20 protein-coding genes are annotated in these 16,480 nt (G+C 67.3%); 4 read left to right on the forward strand and 16 right to left on the reverse strand.

Features of this window, described 5'->3' with window-relative positions:
* The first annotated feature begins 181 nt into the window (after window positions 1-181).
* Window positions 182-595, forward strand: a complete 414-nt coding sequence (locus ACK1X7_RS37165; RefSeq protein WP_413116256.1) for an NUDIX domain-containing protein — start codon at window positions 182-184, stop codon at window positions 593-595.
* A gap of 20 nt (window positions 596-615) precedes the next feature.
* Here ACK1X7_RS37165 and ACK1X7_RS37170 read toward each other — a convergent pair whose 3' ends face one another.
* The 9 genes from ACK1X7_RS37170 to ACK1X7_RS37210 are packed head-to-tail and all read right to left on the reverse strand — an operon-like array spanning window position 616 to window position 7,430.
* The gene (locus ACK1X7_RS37170; protein ID WP_413116257.1) at window positions 616-1,158 is read right to left on the reverse strand and encodes an NUDIX hydrolase; all 543 of its coding nucleotides are present in this window, start codon (window positions 1,156-1,158) and stop codon (window positions 616-618) included.
* Window positions 1,155-1,997, reverse strand: coding sequence for a class I SAM-dependent methyltransferase (locus ACK1X7_RS37175; protein ID WP_413116258.1), 843 nt, complete (start codon window positions 1,995-1,997; stop codon window positions 1,155-1,157). Before ACK1X7_RS37175 ends, ACK1X7_RS37170 begins: the two co-directional genes overlap by 4 nt.
* A 37-nt stretch (window positions 1,998-2,034) precedes the next feature.
* Window positions 2,035-2,958, reverse strand: a complete 924-nt coding sequence (locus tag ACK1X7_RS37180; protein WP_413116259.1) for a DUF2797 domain-containing protein — start codon at window positions 2,956-2,958, stop codon at window positions 2,035-2,037.
* A 30-nt stretch (window positions 2,959-2,988) separates the two neighbouring features.
* Window positions 2,989-3,681: a dTMP kinase gene (locus tag ACK1X7_RS37185; RefSeq protein ID WP_413116260.1), complete on the reverse strand. Its 693-nt coding sequence runs from the start codon at window positions 3,679-3,681 to the stop codon at window positions 2,989-2,991.
* A complete protein-coding gene (locus ACK1X7_RS37190; protein ID WP_413116261.1) occupies window positions 3,678-4,766 on the reverse strand; it encodes a hypothetical protein in 1,089 nt (362 codons plus the stop codon). The genes ACK1X7_RS37185 and ACK1X7_RS37190 overlap by 4 nt, the downstream gene beginning before the upstream one ends.
* Window positions 4,763-5,581 carry a hypothetical protein gene (locus ACK1X7_RS37195; protein ID WP_413116262.1) on the reverse strand — a complete coding sequence of 273 codons (819 nt, stop codon included), beginning with the start codon at window positions 5,579-5,581 and terminating at the stop codon, window positions 4,763-4,765. The genes ACK1X7_RS37190 and ACK1X7_RS37195 overlap by 4 nt, the downstream gene beginning before the upstream one ends.
* Entirely contained in the window at window positions 5,578-6,225 is a 648-nt protein-coding gene (gene folE / locus ACK1X7_RS37200) for a GTP cyclohydrolase I (protein WP_413116263.1), read from the reverse strand. The genes ACK1X7_RS37195 and folE overlap by 4 nt, the downstream gene beginning before the upstream one ends.
* A gap of 51 nt (window positions 6,226-6,276) precedes the next feature.
* A complete protein-coding gene (locus ACK1X7_RS37205; RefSeq protein WP_413116264.1) occupies window positions 6,277-7,017 on the reverse strand; it encodes a 7-carboxy-7-deazaguanine synthase QueE in 741 nt (246 codons plus the stop codon).
* On the reverse strand, window positions 7,017-7,430 hold the full coding sequence (locus ACK1X7_RS37210) for a 6-carboxytetrahydropterin synthase (protein WP_413116265.1): 414 nt from the start codon (window positions 7,428-7,430) through the stop codon (window positions 7,017-7,019). The genes ACK1X7_RS37205 and ACK1X7_RS37210 overlap by 1 nt, the downstream gene beginning before the upstream one ends.
* Window positions 7,431-7,749: 319 nt before the next feature.
* Between ACK1X7_RS37210 and ACK1X7_RS37215 the strand changes: the two genes are divergently transcribed.
* Window positions 7,750-9,189, forward strand: a complete 1,440-nt coding sequence (locus ACK1X7_RS37215; protein WP_413116266.1) for a Twin-arginine translocation pathway signal — start codon at window positions 7,750-7,752, stop codon at window positions 9,187-9,189.
* A gap of 92 nt (window positions 9,190-9,281) precedes the next feature.
* Here the strand turns inward: ACK1X7_RS37215 and ACK1X7_RS37220 are convergent, their stop codons facing one another.
* The 7 genes from ACK1X7_RS37220 to ACK1X7_RS37250 form a co-directional block, all read right to left on the reverse strand.
* Window positions 9,282-10,184: an endonuclease/exonuclease/phosphatase family protein gene (locus ACK1X7_RS37220; protein ID WP_413116267.1), complete on the reverse strand. Its 903-nt coding sequence runs from the start codon at window positions 10,182-10,184 to the stop codon at window positions 9,282-9,284.
* Window positions 10,185-10,400: 216 nt separating this feature from the next.
* Entirely contained in the window at window positions 10,401-10,844 is a 444-nt protein-coding gene (locus ACK1X7_RS37225; protein WP_413116268.1) for a DUF6082 family protein, read from the reverse strand.
* A 121-nt stretch (window positions 10,845-10,965) separates the two neighbouring features.
* The gene (locus ACK1X7_RS37230; protein ID WP_413116269.1) at window positions 10,966-11,739 is read right to left on the reverse strand and encodes a helix-turn-helix domain-containing protein; all 774 of its coding nucleotides are present in this window, start codon (window positions 11,737-11,739) and stop codon (window positions 10,966-10,968) included.
* Between the two features lie 77 nt (window positions 11,740-11,816).
* Window positions 11,817-12,548 (reverse strand): hypothetical protein, encoded by a 732-nt coding sequence (locus ACK1X7_RS37235; RefSeq protein WP_413116270.1) that lies wholly within the window; start codon window positions 12,546-12,548, stop codon window positions 11,817-11,819.
* Window positions 12,549-12,766: 218 nt separating this feature from the next.
* The gene (locus ACK1X7_RS37240) at window positions 12,767-13,627 is read right to left on the reverse strand and encodes a hypothetical protein (RefSeq protein ID WP_413116271.1); all 861 of its coding nucleotides are present in this window, start codon (window positions 13,625-13,627) and stop codon (window positions 12,767-12,769) included.
* Window positions 13,628-13,991: 364 nt separating this feature from the next.
* Window positions 13,992-14,435 carry a DUF6415 family natural product biosynthesis protein gene (locus tag ACK1X7_RS37245; RefSeq protein ID WP_413116272.1) on the reverse strand — a complete coding sequence of 148 codons (444 nt, stop codon included), beginning with the start codon at window positions 14,433-14,435 and terminating at the stop codon, window positions 13,992-13,994.
* On the reverse strand, window positions 14,428-14,856 hold the full coding sequence (locus ACK1X7_RS37250) for an ATP-binding protein (RefSeq protein ID WP_413116273.1): 429 nt from the start codon (window positions 14,854-14,856) through the stop codon (window positions 14,428-14,430). The genes ACK1X7_RS37245 and ACK1X7_RS37250 overlap by 8 nt, the downstream gene beginning before the upstream one ends.
* Window positions 14,857-15,212: 356 nt before the next feature.
* On the opposite strand from ACK1X7_RS37250, the gene ACK1X7_RS37255 reads away from it, so the two are divergent.
* Together ACK1X7_RS37255 and ACK1X7_RS37260 are read left to right on the forward strand one after the other, a co-directional pair.
* Entirely contained in the window at window positions 15,213-16,112 is a 900-nt protein-coding gene (locus ACK1X7_RS37255) for a helix-turn-helix domain-containing protein (RefSeq protein WP_413116274.1), read from the forward strand.
* A gap of 13 nt (window positions 16,113-16,125) precedes the next feature.
* On the forward strand, window positions 16,126-16,329 hold the full coding sequence (locus tag ACK1X7_RS37260; protein ID WP_413116275.1) for a DUF397 domain-containing protein: 204 nt from the start codon (window positions 16,126-16,128) through the stop codon (window positions 16,327-16,329).
* The last annotated feature ends 151 nt before the right edge of the window (window positions 16,330-16,480 follow it).

A 16,480-nucleotide genomic window follows, 5' to 3' on the forward strand; every position in this document is an offset into this window, starting at 1 on the left:
AACAGGACCGCATGGCCTGTGGGCCGTCTGCGCCGCGTGTGCGCGGCGACCGCCTAGGGTGTGCCGAGTGAGTCATGGTGAACTTGGGCAAACGATCTTGGACGCGGTCTCCGACGCCCGCCTCGCTGCGCTGGAGTTCGATGGCGCCCGAGCCTGGCTGGATGAGGCCCGGCAACATCCGATGGAGCCCTTTGCAGCCGAGGTCTGGGTCACCGACCCCGGCTTCGGATACGTCCTGCTGGTCAAACACCGCGTTCGCGGATGGGTTCCGCCCGGAGGCAAGGTCGAGCCGGACGAGACACCGCGGGAAGCGGCAGCGCGTGAACTGCTGGAGGAGACCGGCCTGCATGCGGACCTGCTGCCCGAGCCCGCAGCCGTGGCGGTCCGTTCCTATCGGGCTGGCTGGTCCCCGACCCTGGGGTTGTCCTACGCCGCGATCGTCGATCACGAGGCGCCGCTCGGCGGGGAGAAGGGCCAGCCGGCGGCGTGGATCGGCCTCGACGAGGAGTGGGAGAGCGTCTTCCCCGAGGACCGCGACCGTATCCGCACATACGTACGGCGCCTGGCGGCGGACCACGCGGTCGGCACCTGCTGAGAGGCGCTTCCGGCTGCCGCTCAAAGGACGGTGTCGATCCGGTCGAGGGTGCGTGCGGGCACGGTGAGTAGCTGGAGGTCGTGCAGGAAGCGGACCCACACCGGCTCCAGGCCGGGCTCCTGCTCGAACTTCTCCCTGCTCAGGCGCCCTTCGGCGTAAGCGGCGGTGCGCAGCGCGTACTGCTGGAGCTGGTCGGGATGTATCCATCGGGGGGTACGTACCTCTCGGGCGGAGGGGCAGAGGGAGCCGGATACCTGGGCTTCGAAGATCCACCAGTGGTGGCCGACAGGCCCGGTGGGTGTGCGACGGCACTGGTTCGGCCGCCACTGCTCCAGCAGTAGGTGCAGGTGGGTAACGGTGAGGCCGACTTCCTCGGTGACCTCCGCGTGAGCCGCCGCCTCGGGGCCGCCGTGCTGGTCGAGGTGGCCGGCGACCGGGGCGATCCCGGCTGGCGGAGTCCTCCGCTCGAACATCAGGAGACCGTCCGGGGAGCGGATGAGCACCCCGACGCTGGTGTGGGCGCAGAAGTCCTCTGTGGAGGAGGACGTGGCCGGGGTGGTCACGGCGTGCCGCCCGGCCGCTGGGCTACGACGACGAGCCAGCTTGTCACGGTCGGGGTATCGGGGGTGGTCAGAGCGTAGGCCGCGTCCAGGATCTTCATGCGCTGGGTATGGGTGAAGTCCCCGTCGGGCCGGGCGAACACCGGGATGGACAGCCACGCCTTCTTCTCCGCCATGGTGCTGTGCTGGGCGGTGACCTCGGTGTCGAGGACGTTCAGCCCGGTGGCGGCCAGTTGCTCGGTGACCTTCTGCAGCGGCAGCTTCGGGGCAGCGTCAGCGACGGGGGACGGAGTGTATCCGTGCTCGCGGGCGGCGATCTGGCGGATGAGGGTGTTCATCGACGGCCCGGTGCGTGCGGTCTGCTCGTCGGGGTGGCGGACGCCGGCGAAGCCGCCGCCGATGTTGAAGACGAATCGCCCGCCTGGGCGCAGGACCCGGACGACCGTGGTGAATACCGCGGTGGTGTCGGTCTTCCATATCGCCGAGTTGCACACCACGGCGTCGACGCCGCCGGTAGGGACGTGATCGGCTAGCCGTTCTGCTGGGGCGGTGATCCAGGACAGGCGCGGGTCGTTAAGGGTGCGTCGGCCGACACGTTGCATTGCGGCGGCGCTGTCCAGGGAGACGACCCGGGCCTGGTTAGGGACCAGTTCGAGGATCGCGCGGGCGGTCACGCCGGTGCCGCCGCACAGGTCGACCACGAGGTGGGCGTCGGCCGGGCTCGCACGGTGGGCCAGGTGGCGGCTGGTGGCCCCGTACATGGGGAACTCGCGGGTGAAGGCGGCGTATGCCTCGGCGGTGGTGTGTTCGTCCCAGCCGAGGACGGCGTCCTGGGGTGCCATCGTGGAGTGCCTCGCTTCACGGAACGTCGGGGAAGGGTCAGAAGAGCGCGGACTGCACGGCGGTGCCCGGAGAGGTAAACGGGCCGAGGGTGATGCGGCGGCCTTTGAGGGTGCCGAGGTCGAGCAGGTAGGGCAGATCGTCGTCGCCGTCGAGGACGGCCAGGACGTGAGAACCGGCGCAGGAGAGGGGGACGAGGCCGTGCTCTCCCTCGCGCGGGTCGTGCGGGTAGAGCGCTCGCTCGGTCCCGGCTGTGCGCAGCAGGTCGCCCTCACCGGGCGGCGTCCATGCCTCCCAGACCGCGGGGATGTTCATATCAGCCAGGGCCTCGGCCGCGCGGGCGAGCTCTTTCTCATGCGAGGCGTGGACCGGGGCGAGGTCGCGCAGCTCGGCCAGGGCCCGGAGCTTGGCCGTAGCCCGTACGGTCTGGGGCAGGCCGAGCCGTCGAGTGAGCGCGTCCTCCAGGAAGCGAACGGCGCGGCCGTCGGGGCTCTTGGTGAGATAGGTGGCCATCAGGGCGCCCTGCTCGTCAAGGCGGGACCGCTTGCGCGACTCGGCCGCGGTGCCGACCTTGGTGGTGCCGTCGGCGAACGTCGCCAGGTACAACCAGTGCGGTTGCGCCATGTACGCGGCGAGGGCTACGGGGGCGTGGCCCCCCTGATGGAACTGGTGGGCGAAGCGGAAGTCGTCCTGGCCGGCGCAGCGGGCGCACTGCCCGCTCTGCTCGGCCGCCGCCCGGTCGGGGCAGGGGACGGCTTCGACGCGGTGGGTGTCGACGAACCGGTACCGACCGGTGCACCACCGCCCGGTACCGCTCACCTGGTAGCCGAGGCACTGGTTCATGATCTCGGCGTAGGCCAGCGGCCCGCCGGGCAGCGGGGCGAGCAGGAGACGGGGGTCTCCCGTGGCCCAAGTGATGCCGTGACACACGTACATGCCGCTCGTGGGCCGGGCTCGTGACATGGAGCGTTCCTTTGTAGGTGTGGGGGCGGGTCAGACGGTGAGCTGCAGGCGGTTGGCCAGCGCTGCGGTGGCGGACTTGAAGACCTGGTCGCGGTCCATGTCGGTGACGTCCAGCGACAGCCAGCCACCGCGCTGCTCCTGCTCGCGCAGCTGGTCCAGGACGGTGTCCTGGTAGCGGATGAAGTGCTCGTCGCCGTTGCCGGAGTGACCGGTCTCCAGGGAGGTGAACGAGCCCTTGCGGGCAAGGGCTTCGCGGGCGCCGATCCGCAGGAAGATCACCAGGTCGGGCTCGGTGAGGTGGGCGAAGACCTCTTCGGCCAGATGGGTGGAGACTTCAGGGTTGACCGCGTACCGGGCGAGGATCTTGTGGTGCGCGTTGTCGAGGATCACGTGGGTACCTGCGGCAAGCGCAGGCCGAATCACGAGCTGCTCCTGGAGGGTGCACCAGGCGGCCAGAGCCAGCAACCAGTAGTGATCGCCGCATGCCTGGGCGACGCGGGCGTCGCGCCGGTAGACCAGTGCGTTGAGGTGATCGACGTAGGCGGACAGTGCCGCGTCCATGGGGACTTCGGTGCTGTGCTTGCCTACGAGGATCGTCCGGTGCCCGGCGTTGTTCATGGCCTGGTGCAGACGCGCGGCGAGGGTGGACTTGCCTGCGCCGTCGATGCCGGTGACCGTGATCTCCCGCCCCGGCGTGGGAGCAGGGTGTGCTGCGACTGTCATGGCCGGGTTCCTCCAGGGGATGGGACCGAGGTGTTGGCAAGGCGATCCGCGATGATGCCGCGGATCCGGTCGATCAGTTGGGCGCGCCGCCACAGGACATCGCCGTGGCGCTCATTCGACAGGTCGGCGGGATAGTGCCGAGCCAGATTGTTGGAAATGACGTGGAGGTAGCCGAATCTGATCCCCGCCCGGCACGCCGCCGCCCCCATGGGGCCGATCTCCGGGTCGACGAAGGCGTACTCGGCGTGCTTGGCCAGCCAGTCGCGGTTCTCCAGGAGGATCGACGCGGAGGTGACGTGCAACCCGGCCTGCACGTCGGCCTGGGCGGCGGCGAAATTACCGAAGAAGTCGTCCCAGGTGATCAGCGCGCCGCCGACGAGGCTCTCGTTGCCGGTAGCCAGCCACCTGTTCGGCTCGATGGCGGGGGCCAGCGCCCCGACCTTGCCTACGTAGACGACATCGCGGGCGCCGAGTTCAGCCAAGCGGGCGACGACCCGGCCGGCGACGTCCCCCCAGATGCTGTGAAGGAACCCGAGGAAGACCACCCGGCGGCTGGCGACATCGGCACGCTGCCAGGCGTAGCCGAGCCCGCACGTCCACACGCCGTCCGTGGGGGCGAGGTGCTGAAGGCCCCAGCCGACGATCACAAGATCACCGTCCAGCTCGAGGTCGAGTGCTTCGACGGCTGCACGGCACTCCTCCTCCCCGGGCGGCTGGTAGGTGACGGCGTTAGCTGGGCGGCCGGTCATGGCCAGGTAGGTGGCGATGATCAGCGCGTAGTGCTGGACGTAGTCGGCGCCGGGAAACGCCTTGATGATCAGGTCGCGGCCGTGGACCGTGGCGGTGGGCCGCTCGATGTTGAACAGCTTGCCGGTCTTCTCGTGCCGGGAGACCACCACCGTACGGTCGTAGCCGCCGACGACGCGGATGCTGTCCCAGTCCTGGTCCTGGATGAGGTGGTGGACCTTGATCTCCAGGTAGCGCAACAGGCGGTCGGGGCCCATGGTGTGCCCATCGACGGGAACCGGGGCCGCGCGCAGCAGTCCGTGCACGGGCTCGAGCAGGGAGTTCGGCGTCAGCCTCATCGGCGGGCCTCAGCGATCTTCATGTGGCTGCCGGCCGCCTCGCGGACGACGGCGATGTTCTGCCGGATCAGATCGAAGCGGTACTTGGGGATCGGGCCGAGGTTCTCGATGCGGGGGGTGCTGGGTTTCTCGTACGGGCCGCCCGGCAGCATGGTGATGCCCATCGCACCGAGGATGACCGGCGCCGCGCCGTCTACGGAGGCGATCCACTCGTGCTCGCGCTGCTCGACCAGCTCCAGGTGCCCGGTGCGGCCCAGTCCGAGAAGCCGGTAGACGATCCGCTCCTCGACCATGCCGCGGTCCTCCAGGTAGTGGGTGGCCATCCACCTGGTGCGACATAGCTGCTTCTCGGGGTCAGGACGCCGGGAAGCGGGCAGGGCTATGGCGCCGACATAATCGCTGGAAGCGAAGTGGGCGTAGGTGCGCAGCCATTCCTCGTCGTCCGCGGCATGTAGGACGGCGCACAAGCGGAAGCTGTCGGTGAGGGCGAGGATTTCGCGGGCGGCCTGCTCGCTTGCCTTGATTGTCGCGGCGCCGTTGCGCATGACATCAGGGAGGATGATTTCGCGGGCGCTGACCGCGAGTCCGGCTGCGACGAGGTCCGCGGCTGGCAGGGCATGTCCGAGGTCGAAGACCCCGTTGTCGATGATGATCTCCGCGCCCCGTTCGGCTTCGGCGACGAAGAATGCCCGGTAGCCGTCATCGGAAAGGACTCGCTGGGCGGCCACGTGGTGTACGCGGGCCGGCTCCTGGGCGACGAAATCGTCCAGGTAGGCGGGCGGAGCGATGACGGAGAAGTCGATGTGCTTGGTCACCCCACGGCTCCCCACTGCCCGGTGGCGAGGGTGAGGAACTGCGCGGAGAGCACCGGGTCGGTTTGGAACCGGCCGCCGGCCTGCAAGGTGATGGTGCGGGCTTCCTCCATCCGCACCCCTCGCATGCTCATGCACAGGTGAGTGCCGCGGACGGCTACCGCCACGTCCTTGCCACCGATCGCGGCGGTGATTTCCTCGGCAACCTGCCGCGTGAAGCGTTCCTGTATCTGGAGCCGCCCGGCATGCCGTTGCGCAATCCGCCCGAACTTCGACAGCCCGACCACCTCGCCATCAGGCACATAGCCAGCCACGACCCGCAGGTTCATTGGCAGCATGTGGTGCTCACAGAGCGACCACACGCTCACGCCGCCGACCACGACCAACTGATCGCTCAGGTGGACTTCGGTGAAGCACGTGGCCGTCGCGGCGGCGTCCGGGGACAAAAACGAGGTCCACCAGGCTGCGACCCGAGTCGGCGTCTCGGCCAGACCCTCGCGGTCGGGGTTCTCGCCGAGCGCGGTCAGGAGCTGGCCGACCAGCACGGCGACTCGCTCGGCGTCGACCTCCGGGCGTGAGAGCTCCGCGGCGGGCTGCGGTGGTGCGGCCGGGCTCAGGCCGGCCGCACCGTATATGGCATTCGTCATGGGCTTCGCCTCTTCCAGGGGATGGGGCAACAGAACATGAGCAAGGAGCTGTCAGCGTCCGCGGGCGTCGGCGAAGGCCAGGACGTGCAGGCGTGTCGAGAAGTGCCAGTGGCGGGCCGCGACGGCGTCCGCGATCACCCGTGTGGTCGTGATGAGCGCGTCCGCGGCGGCGCCCTCCGGCATCACCCACACGGGCGCCAAGCCGTACGCGTCCACGAGCTCGGCGACCTCGTCCAGGTCCGGCACCGTGCGGACGACGAACTTGAATGCGGCCCGCCCGCACGCGGCGAAGGCTTCCAGCGCGGCAGGCACAAGCCGCTGCTCCTTGGAGACGCCGAAGCTGGCGATCTTGGGCGACACGTTGAACCGCACCCCGTCCACCAGCAGCGCCGGGTCCGGCACCAGGGTGCCGTTCGTTTCGAACTCCACCCGCTTACCGGCAGCCAGCAGTCCCTGCACCAGGGGGATCAACGCCCGCTGCTGGATCAGCGGCTCGCCGCCAGTGATGACGACCAACTCGACAGGCGACGCAAGAGCCCATTCGAGGAGATCGGCCACGGGCTGCTTCGTCGACTCCTCGCGGGGATCGAATTGGGACCAGTCCCAGGTGTACTTCGTGTCGCACCGGCGGCACGTCAAGTTGCACCGGGACAGACGGATAAACAGGGCGGGACATCCACAGCTAGGGCCCTCTCCCTGGAACGTCGGCTGTTCGACGCCGAAACACTCCGCGATGATCAGCCAGAGCTCGTCAGCGCTCTCGGCGAACGCTGGAGCCGCGCCCTTCGCCATCACCGCTGCTCCACGTCGAAGCGGGCCCAACTGCGCTCCGTCTCGCAGACACGGACCGCGACCAGTCGGCCGGGGATGTCCGCCTCAAGGTTCTGGATGATCCAACCGGCCAGGAACTGGGCCACGTGCTCCGAGGTCGGCTCGAAGGGCAGCACTTCATGGAGGTTCTGGTGGTCCAGCTCGGTGTCCAGGAACCTCTTGAACGGGACGAGCGCCCCGAAGTCGGTGACGAAGCCCGGCGCCTCTAGCGCAGGGGCGGTGAGAATGACCTCGACCCGGTAGCTGTGTCCGTGCTGGTGCGAGCACTTGTGCTTGGGCGGGAGGCTGGGAAGCCGATGCCCAGCCTCAAAATCGAAGATCTTGCCGATGGTCAACGTGCCGACGGGGAACGACGAATCGCTAAAGCTGTTCACGGAACTCCCCCTTTGGGGATCGGCGATACAGGAAACCCGAGGCATTGCCCGGTCGAGCACGGATGGCCGCCTCGGAGGCGCCGTCGAGTCGAGTGCCGCGGCGGCGGGGTACGCGGATCTCGAGATCGGGAACGCCGTGCCGACTGGTCACGGCATTCACTCATCGTCCTGGCGGATGGACAGCAGGTCATTGCCAGATCTGCTTGCGCGCATTGCGGGCAACTCGCAATGTCGGCCCGTCGCGACAGGACACACTCCCCTCGGCGGGGAAGCTCGGATACCGTGACGCGCAGCCAGCTCCATCGCGGGGGGTGCGTAAATGACTACGGTCAGTCGATCGCGTCGCGCCGCTATCAAGAAGGCCGCCGCCGAGATCAGGGAACGGTGCCTGCACAGTGGCAGCGGGGTCGAGCGGACTGCCGATGTGATCCGCGCCAAGCTGCCCGAAGTCCACTCGCTGGAGGCGTGGCGCCTTGCCCTCGGCTGGCCTCGGTCCCGCACCATCGAGCGGGTCGGTGCCCTGTACCGGGCCCGCGGCCTCATGCCACCGGGCATGTCGGAGTCGATGCTCTGCCGGTGGGAACACCGATCCTATGAGCGGCCCAGCCTGGAGTACGTCGAGGTCCTGTGCACGGTCTATCAGGCCCGTCCGGAGCAGCTCGGACTCGACCGTGCCCCTGACTACGAACAACCCCAGTGGGCTCACGGCGCTCGATACAGTGCTCCCGGGCCCCAAGCGTGCGTCCTTCCCGCACGGGAAAGCATGGTGACCATGACGACCTCCGCCGGTCTGCCGGCCGTCCGGGAATCTCTGCACCTCGCGCTGCTCGCCGACCCGGCAGGCAGTACCGCAGTCGTCGAACTGTCCGAGGCGGCGATCGAGCACTACGCACTCGGCTACAGCAAGCACCCGCCCCACCTGCTCTTCACCGAAGTGCACGCCGCCCGGGGCTTGCTGATGCAAGCCCTCACCAGCACCACGCCGGCGCCGGAGCGAATCGAGAATGAGCTGCGGCGGTGCGTCGGCTGGCTGTCCGCCCTCCTGGGCAACCTCGCCCACCATCTCGGCGACCACGCCGGAGCACGAGTTCATCTGGCTACGGCCACGACCTACGGCGACCGCAGCGGAGACTCGCGACTCACGGGCTGGGCCTGGGGCGCTCAGGCGATGGTTGCGCGTGCGGCAGGCCAGCACATCCAGGCTCTGGCCCATGCTGACCGCGGCTTGGCCTGCGCCTCTGCCGGGCTCCCGCGCGCCCAGCTCTATGCCTGGGCACAGCTCCCGTCCCTTGCCGCTCTGAACCGTCAACGAGAAGCGGACGCTGCGCTGGCGGCCGCCATGCGTGAGCTGGAGGCCGACGCAGCGGGCTGGGCGCCAGGAAGGTTCGGCTACGACATCGCAGAGCACCAACTGCACGAAGCCGACGCCGATCGCGCTCTGGGACGGACCGAAAAGGCGGTCACCATCGCCGAGACCTCCATGAACGCCTGCATCGCGGCCACCCCCGGCTGGGCCGCCGCCGCCCTGCTCGTGGCGCAAGCCGAAGCCCCCTCCCAACCGGCCGATGCCGCGCAACGGGCTCTGGACGTCCTGGCCCGCGTACCCGCAGCACGGCTTCGCTCCACTTCCAGGAGCCGCCTCACACAGCTCGACGCCGTCCTCAGCCCGACGCGCGCAACGGGTGTCGACGAACTGCATGACCGTGTGCGCGCCCTCCCTGCAATCATCGACGCCCACGGCACCGCTGCCCCCGCGTGAAGCTGCTCTCACAACCAGAGCCGCGTATCGCGGTCGTAACGGCTGCCGGATGGGGCACCGGCCCGCTTTGGTGATGCCGACGGGCCGTCTGATCACCGTGCGCATGGCGCGGCTTGGGTGAGTACGCGTTCCAGGCGAGCGCGGTTGAAGCGGTACAGGACCATGGCGCGGTCAGAGGCGGCGCGGGTGTCTTCGGTGTCGATGACCTCGATGCGGTCGGGAGCATCAGCCGCACCGCCAGCCGCGTAGCCGCGGTCAATGCGCTGCGGGCCGCCCTGGTGCGGCTTGTAAAACCCCGCCGTAGGGGCGAGCGCCATCTTGCTGTCCACTCCGAGATGGTCGGCCGCATGCCGGGCAAGGTCGACGTATCCGGCGTCTATGAGGGCGGCGTCAGGTCGGGTGTCGCTGCGGCGGTGGCCGTCGGCGTCCACGTAGGTGCGGTGGACCATGTGTGCGCGGTCGGTGACCGTGTCCCAGTTCGGCAAAGCGGTCGGTTCAGGGGCCCTCGGGTAGCTGTTGCTGTCCATGCCGATGAGGGTGACCATGCCGGGTTCGGCGAGGGTGGTCAGCCACCCGGCTTCGGTGAGCCGCTGGTTGGCGTCGAAGAAGCACAGGTGCGCGGAGACGATGTTCAACGGCACGGGGCAGTCGCCCAGTTGCGCCTGTACGTGGCAGGGGTGCAGCCACCATGGCTTTGCCCGCGGTGGCTCCTCGCGGACGTGGAAGAGTTCGGGACGCAGGTACACGGCGGTGGCGATGTCGGCATCAACGTATGGGTTGGGCTCTGCCAGAAAGCCGCGGAGCCCGAGCCGCTTCGCCGCGCTGTTCTTGAGTCGTTGGCCGCCTCCCCGGCTGTGCTTCGCCTCCTGCTGGAGCCAGACGTCCGGCTCACGCTCTGCCAGGATGTCCAGGGCGAGGTCACGGCGTTCACCCTGGCGGCCGCCGTCTGCCTCGATGTTCCAGACAGCTACGTCGATGGTGCTGCTGGCGTTCATGGAGTCCCTTCAGATGGTTGGTGGAACCGGGTACGGGGGTGGAGGGCCGGCCGCGGCTTCCCCACGAGCCGCGGCCGGGGCGCTCATGCGCCGCCTCCTCCGAGAGGCGCGGCCGGGACCTTCCACTGCACGGGGGTGGTCCTCACGACCGGGAGGAAGCCCCAGTCCTTGGGAGCGCTTCGCACCACTCTCAGCGCGGCAGCGCAGGGAATCCCGTCAGGTGGCGACTGTGTCCGCGTCCACGAGGGCGGCGTGCTCGTCGGCCATGATCGCGTTGAAGGTGCGATCGGTCCGATCCATCGCCTCCTCCTCCCGGAAGGCCCCGAACGTCGTCCAGTACACTCGGCCGACCTCGCGTTCCATCACCCACCGCGCCTGGACTCTCAAGGAGGCGGTGTCGAGCAGGCCCACCCGGTACTTGACCGACAAGAAGCTGATCAGCCGGTTGCAGTGCAGAAGCCTCGCGTATTCCTCGACGGGCGGTTCGCCGGGCGCCGTCCACATCGCCCGCAGCTCGGGATCGGAGGCCACCTCGGAGAGCCACACCTGGTGCATCTCCTCAGCGTGCAGGGCGAGGCGTTGCCGGTTCTGCCTCTCGGACTGCATCAGCCTCGCGGCTCCGACTGCGGTGGCGGCGAGAACGACGTATAAGGTCTTCATCTCGGTTTGCCTTTCGTAGTGACTCGTTGTGAAACTCGGGGATCCGAGACCGTGTCGGGCGGTTCTCCAGCGGGTCCCTGGACTCGGGGCCGAGTTCGCGCGCCCTTGATGTACGGAGATTTCACACCTCCACTTCCTTGCCTGACGGGACCGGAAGGCCTCGTGAATTACCGCGTGAGTGCATTTCAACCCCCGCCTCCAAGAGGATCGTTCGAATGAAGCCGAACGACCTCCCTGTGGCCCCGCTAATGTCCCGCACGCTCACCTTGGGGGACCTTTTATATACGGTGCTAACGTCTTTTCGGAACTTTTCGCGGTCCTTGCCGGTGAGTCGCTTTTTCGGCGGTATCTTAGGCAGGTCTTCCAATTTTTCAGCAGTCATGTGCGGGAATCCCCAAGCGATGGAGTTATTGATTCTGTCGTACCTGATGAAACTTCGCGTGGCCGATGTGTTCGGACCGTTCCCGAGCAGGCCGAGTTCCCAGCCACGGTGGATGAGGTTCTCGGTGTTCTTCGCGCCCGTCAGACTGATGAGGATTCGCGCTTCCTCGCGCACGGTATCCACGGTAAGTTCGCTGTTTGTGGCAATCCACGGCAGATCGCGGCCGTCTGCCAAGCCCCGGAGAACAGGGTGCCGCGTGAGGTCACTGGTCACGCCTTCGGTTGTGGGCTCGGGCGGGTCGATTTCCCTCAATGTGTAGACCCGATCTACTAAACCCGGCCATGTCGGCGTACGGAGTTTCCCTGCCGCGTTCTTCAAACAGCAATTCACCCTCGCCGTACACACTCCCATTTTTGCGGCCGACTCAGTTCGTGTCATACCCAGTGCCATAAGCTGGACGGCCTCGCGCTCGCGGGCAGACAGCCCCAGCCAGTCCGGCAGTTGGCTGGTCACAGAAGGTCCTTTCACGTGCGCGTTTGAATGGTGGTTCCAGGGCGACGTGCAGGTGGTGCGAGAGAAATACAGGGCATCTATACGGCGGACTGTACGGTCAGGTCTTTCAGATCCATGGCCGTGCAGCCGTGCAAGGAGACGACCTCGCGGCACGCGAGTGTCCACGGGAGCCTCGGGTCGTCGTACGCCACGAGCGCGAATTCGTTACCGCTATCACGGGGCACCGGCACAAGGGTGTCGGGCGAGTACACGATGCCGGCGACACCCCAGACCAGGACATGTTCCACCAGTACCGCCACATACCGGCTCCGCGAGGGCGGGCCTTCCAGCGCCGCCTCAACAGCGCAGTCCGCGCATGAAGGGGGTGTGACGGTTTTCTCTCCCTCGGCAATCGGCTGTCCGGTTGCCGAGGTCATCAGGAAGAGGTGCCGTTGATCGCCTCGACCGCCAACGGTGGGTTGGCCGCAGCCCTGACACAGCATGTGATACATCGCCTGCCGCTGACGCAGAGCGTGAATCCGGCCGAGCAACGGCCCACCCGCCCCGGGTTTGACCGGCATCCTCACCCACAACGCGCCCCGCGCACGATCAGCGATGCCGTATTCGTCCGCATAGCCGATCCCATAGCCGACGCGGCCCAGCCGCGTCGTCATCGTGGGCTGACGTGCATTTTCGCCTGTCCACGGCGTGATGTACGGCACGCGAATGCTGCCCGCGAAGTACTGATGGGGCCGTGGACGCTGAAGACCAGCAGTGGGGCGATCCGGCAGCGGTCCGCTGGTGGGATACAGGAACTCACTCCGATGCATTGTCAGTCCTTTCCGACGTGCGGTGAAAGCCCCTCTCCGGCTGTGGCAGGACGGCGGGGGAAGTGAGACCTGCCATGTGATGCCAGCCGGAGAGGGAGTGTGGTGCGGCCGGTTTACGCGGCGGCCATGGGAAGGGGCGTCAGACTGACCGGCACGGTGTGTGCTCCGTAGCCGAGGAAGGCGGCCACGAGGACGGGCGAGGCGTAGGTGCTCATTAGTCAGAAACCCACGCGACTGAGCCACCTCTCCGGGTAGGCAACCTCGTCCGCCGTGGGGACGTACGAAGCGTCCTGCCAGACCCTGTTGAACGGGATCACGCCGCCGGCTCCCTCGATGGCTAACGCCACCCAGTGCAGGCCCTGGCCGCGTAGATCGTGAATCTGCGTCTCCGCCCGCTCAACCGCGTCAGCGTTGGCAACCCTGCGGGCCATCCACTTAATCAGCGCGGTCTGCCCGCGGTAGCGCCACGACCTCCGCAGATCCGCAGCAGGCGCTGTGTCCGGCCCGAACAGTCGACGCGCGACCTCCTGCACCACCCAGTCAGCGTGGCCCTCCGCCAGATAGATCAGGCCCTGGTGGGGAGCCGTGAGGTCGCGGTCCAGTACCGGAACGGGCATGATCGCGGGACTGCTGGAGGCTATCTGCCACTGGTGGACAGCCTCGTGCACGACGAGCCGGTACAGCTGGTTGCCGGCGTAACGCAGCCCCGTATGGTGCAGAGCCTTGGGCGCGACGAGGCTCTGCGGTCCGCCCGCGCTGTCGAGCATCGTCCTGCCTTCCGTCATCCACCAGCTCGCCAGAGTCGATGCACGGTAGGTGATCTCTGTCTTCCGCGCCTCGGCTTCCTCATCCGGGGAGGGCGCGGACCGGGCGAAGCTGGCCTCGACCTGGCGGCGTATATATGCCAGCGACTCCGCGCGCCACGCCGAGGGGCTCAGCAGCCGGAACCTCAGCACGGCCGGTGGACTCAGAGCAGTGATGTCCGACACCAGCTCGGCGGTATCTTCCAGCATCCCTGTGATCTGGTCGGCGAGCTGACGCTCGCGCCCGGTCTCATCAAGGACATCGATCACGGTCACGCGTGTATCTCCATATGGTGTGGTTTGCCGAGTCGTTCAGGTTGGTGGCGACCCACCCGCGTCTCGGAGCGTTCGAGGCGGAGGGGCCTTTCCCTCTGCCGCCGTCGGTCAGCCCGGCGCCGGCAGAGGCACCTCGAACGCGGGAAAGTGAACACTGCGGTCGAGGGGACTTCGTTGTGTCTCTGGTAGCGGAATTGGCAGAGGGGTGGCTGACGCGGCTCTCGACCTGGGAGAGGAGCAGCGCCGAAGAGGAGTTGTGGGTCCGCGTCTCGCCTGGTCTAGCCGCCGCCCCTCCCTTCCTGGCAGTTGGAGCAGGGGCGGCGGCCGGCACCCACCAGACGCGGGGGTGGTCCAGTTGACGCGATCATGGAATGACATCGATGCGCCCTGTCTGGGAAAGGCGCTCCAGCAGTTCGTTGGTGACCCACGCCAGCCGTCGCAAGTGGCCGGTGGCCGTCCAGGAGTCGATTGGCCTCTCCTTGGAGCGCACAGTGTGGGCCCGCTCGACGAGCACTGTCGTCTCGTAATCCCGCTGGTCCGCACACCCGGCCAGAGCGATGTTGACGAGCTGCCCGAGGCTGTCGCTCAGGCGACAGGCGAGTTGATCGGCCTCGCTGTCCTCAGGCGCCTGGTGGTCCAAGGCGTCGGCCAGGTCCTCGAAGATCGCGTCGCAGTCGAGCGGATCCCAGCCCCGCATCTTGACCAGGATGTGCTCCAGCGTGTCCGCGTCCAGCGGAGGCACCCACCGGACGACTTCCTGCACTCCGCTTTTCCTGATGGCGTGTGCAGTGACCATTCCGTTAGCCACCGTCCCCTCCTTGCGAGGGGACGGGGATCGAGCACCAGGTGCTGGTGCCGTCGGAGCTAACGCCCCAAGAACCGCCGTGCTGCTGGGTGATCCACTGTACGAGCTGGAGTCCACGACCGCTCTCGGCGTCGTCGTTCGGATGTTGGATCTGAGGCCGCTGGCTGGTCTCGTCCCTGACTTCAAGCCGCAATTCGCCATCGTCAATGCAGAGCGTCATGGTGATCTGGGTACCGCAGCTGTGTTTGACGCCATTGGTAACCAGCTCGGACACCAGCAGCGTCACGTCACCGGCCAACGCAGACAGCCTCCAGTACACGAGGCGCGCCTTGGTCAGGTGGCGCACCTGGGAGATTCGTAGCGCGTCCTGGTCAGGGATGTCCTCTCCGCCATGGCGCGGGCTGATTTCGAAGCACACCGCCATGACGTCATGTGTGCGAAGACCCCTCGGCCGCGCTCCTGGCTCCATGGCCAGGCTCCGCTCTCGGGGCGGCGTTCTCCGTAAGGTCTCGACCATCGCGAATGTCCTTGTCATGAGGCGACCCGCACTCACTTCGTGATCACTCCGCGCCAGAGATCAGACACCGTCCGGAGCGATCGATTGGAGTATTGCAGCCGGTCCTCTCTCTCTGTAACGCTCACAGAGAGAGTGTCCGCATGACTGTTACTACCGTTGCGGTACTCGATCACGGTTCGCCGACTCTGCCGTGTAACTTCCTTATGGCGGCTACGCGCCAGCAAAGGGGAGACTGGCTGCGACTAGTCCGAGGGAGTACCGCGATGACGGAGAAGCCGATTGAACCGGCCGAGTCGGTGGAGGCTGCGGGGCCGACAGCTCGGCGGCGGCAGCTTGGCTTCCGCCTTCTGGCGCTTCGGGAAGCCCGTGGTTGGAGCGCCGAGGAGGCTGGTGAACGTGCCGGCGTCTCGAAGGCAACTGTGAGCCGGTACGAGCGCGCCAAGGGCAACGTGCGGTGGAACTGGGTAGATCAGCTGTGTCGTGCGTACGGCGCATCGGACGAGGAGCGCGAGGCCCTGGTCGACCTTGCCAAGAACTCCAAGGCAGTGGAGGGGTGGTGGGTTCCCTATGCGGGCAAGCTGCCGAGCCCGATGCGGTTATTGCTCGCCCTGGAGGACGAATCCTCGCGCATCGGCCACTACACGGTGGGCGTGATCCCTGGTCTCCTGCAGACGCTGGAGTACGCGCGGTCTATCAAGGCCACACCCAGCAGTGCGCTCCCTCCTGGCGAGGTCGACGAGTACCTGTCCATGCGGATGCAACGGCAGCGAATCCTTGATCGCCCGTCCCCTCCGAAGTACCAGGTGGTTATGGACGAGGCGGTCATCCGGCGCGAGGTGGGCGGGCCGGACGTTATGACGGCACAGCTCGACCACCTGCTACAGCGCAGCCAGGAGCCCAACATCAGCATCCAGATACTGCCCTTCTCCGCTGGTGCATACAGCGCGGCTCTCAACAGCTTCGTTGTGTACGGCGGCCCGGACCCATCACTGGACGTCATCTTCATCGAGAACCCGGTCGGCTCTCTGTTCCTCGAGGAACCGAGCGCCCGGGAAGAGTACGCCAGTGCGATCTCCTTCCTGCGCCAGGAGGCGCTGGACACTGCCTCCTCGGCCGAGCTGATTGCCGAGGTCAGCAAGACGCATCTGCGAAACCGGAAGTAGCGAGGAAACGTACGTGGCCGAACAGCCCCAACTCGACTGGTTCAAGAGCTCCTACAGCGGCTCACCCAACAACGAATGCGTGGAGTGCGCCAACTTGCCCCAGAGCATCCTGGTCCGGGACTCGAAGACGCCGGATGGCCCGCATCTCACGTTCTCCCAAGTGGCATGGGGTGCCTTCGCTTTCGCTGTGGGTACAGGGACTCTTCGGCGAAACTAATCCGCTGAGGACCACCGAGCCCGGCCCGAGGCCCCGCGAGGGCCCCGGGCCGGGCTCGTTGTGGTGGCTTCGTGACGGTGGGTTGCGGTATCCAAGAGGTGGAACCGGTGCCGCCCGGGGTACCAACTCACGAAGTTGGTACCCGATGCGG

The organism is Streptomyces sp. CY-1 (assembly GCF_047218265.1).
GTDB classification, from domain to species: domain Bacteria; phylum Actinomycetota; class Actinomycetes; order Streptomycetales; family Streptomycetaceae; genus Streptomyces; species Streptomyces niphimycinicus.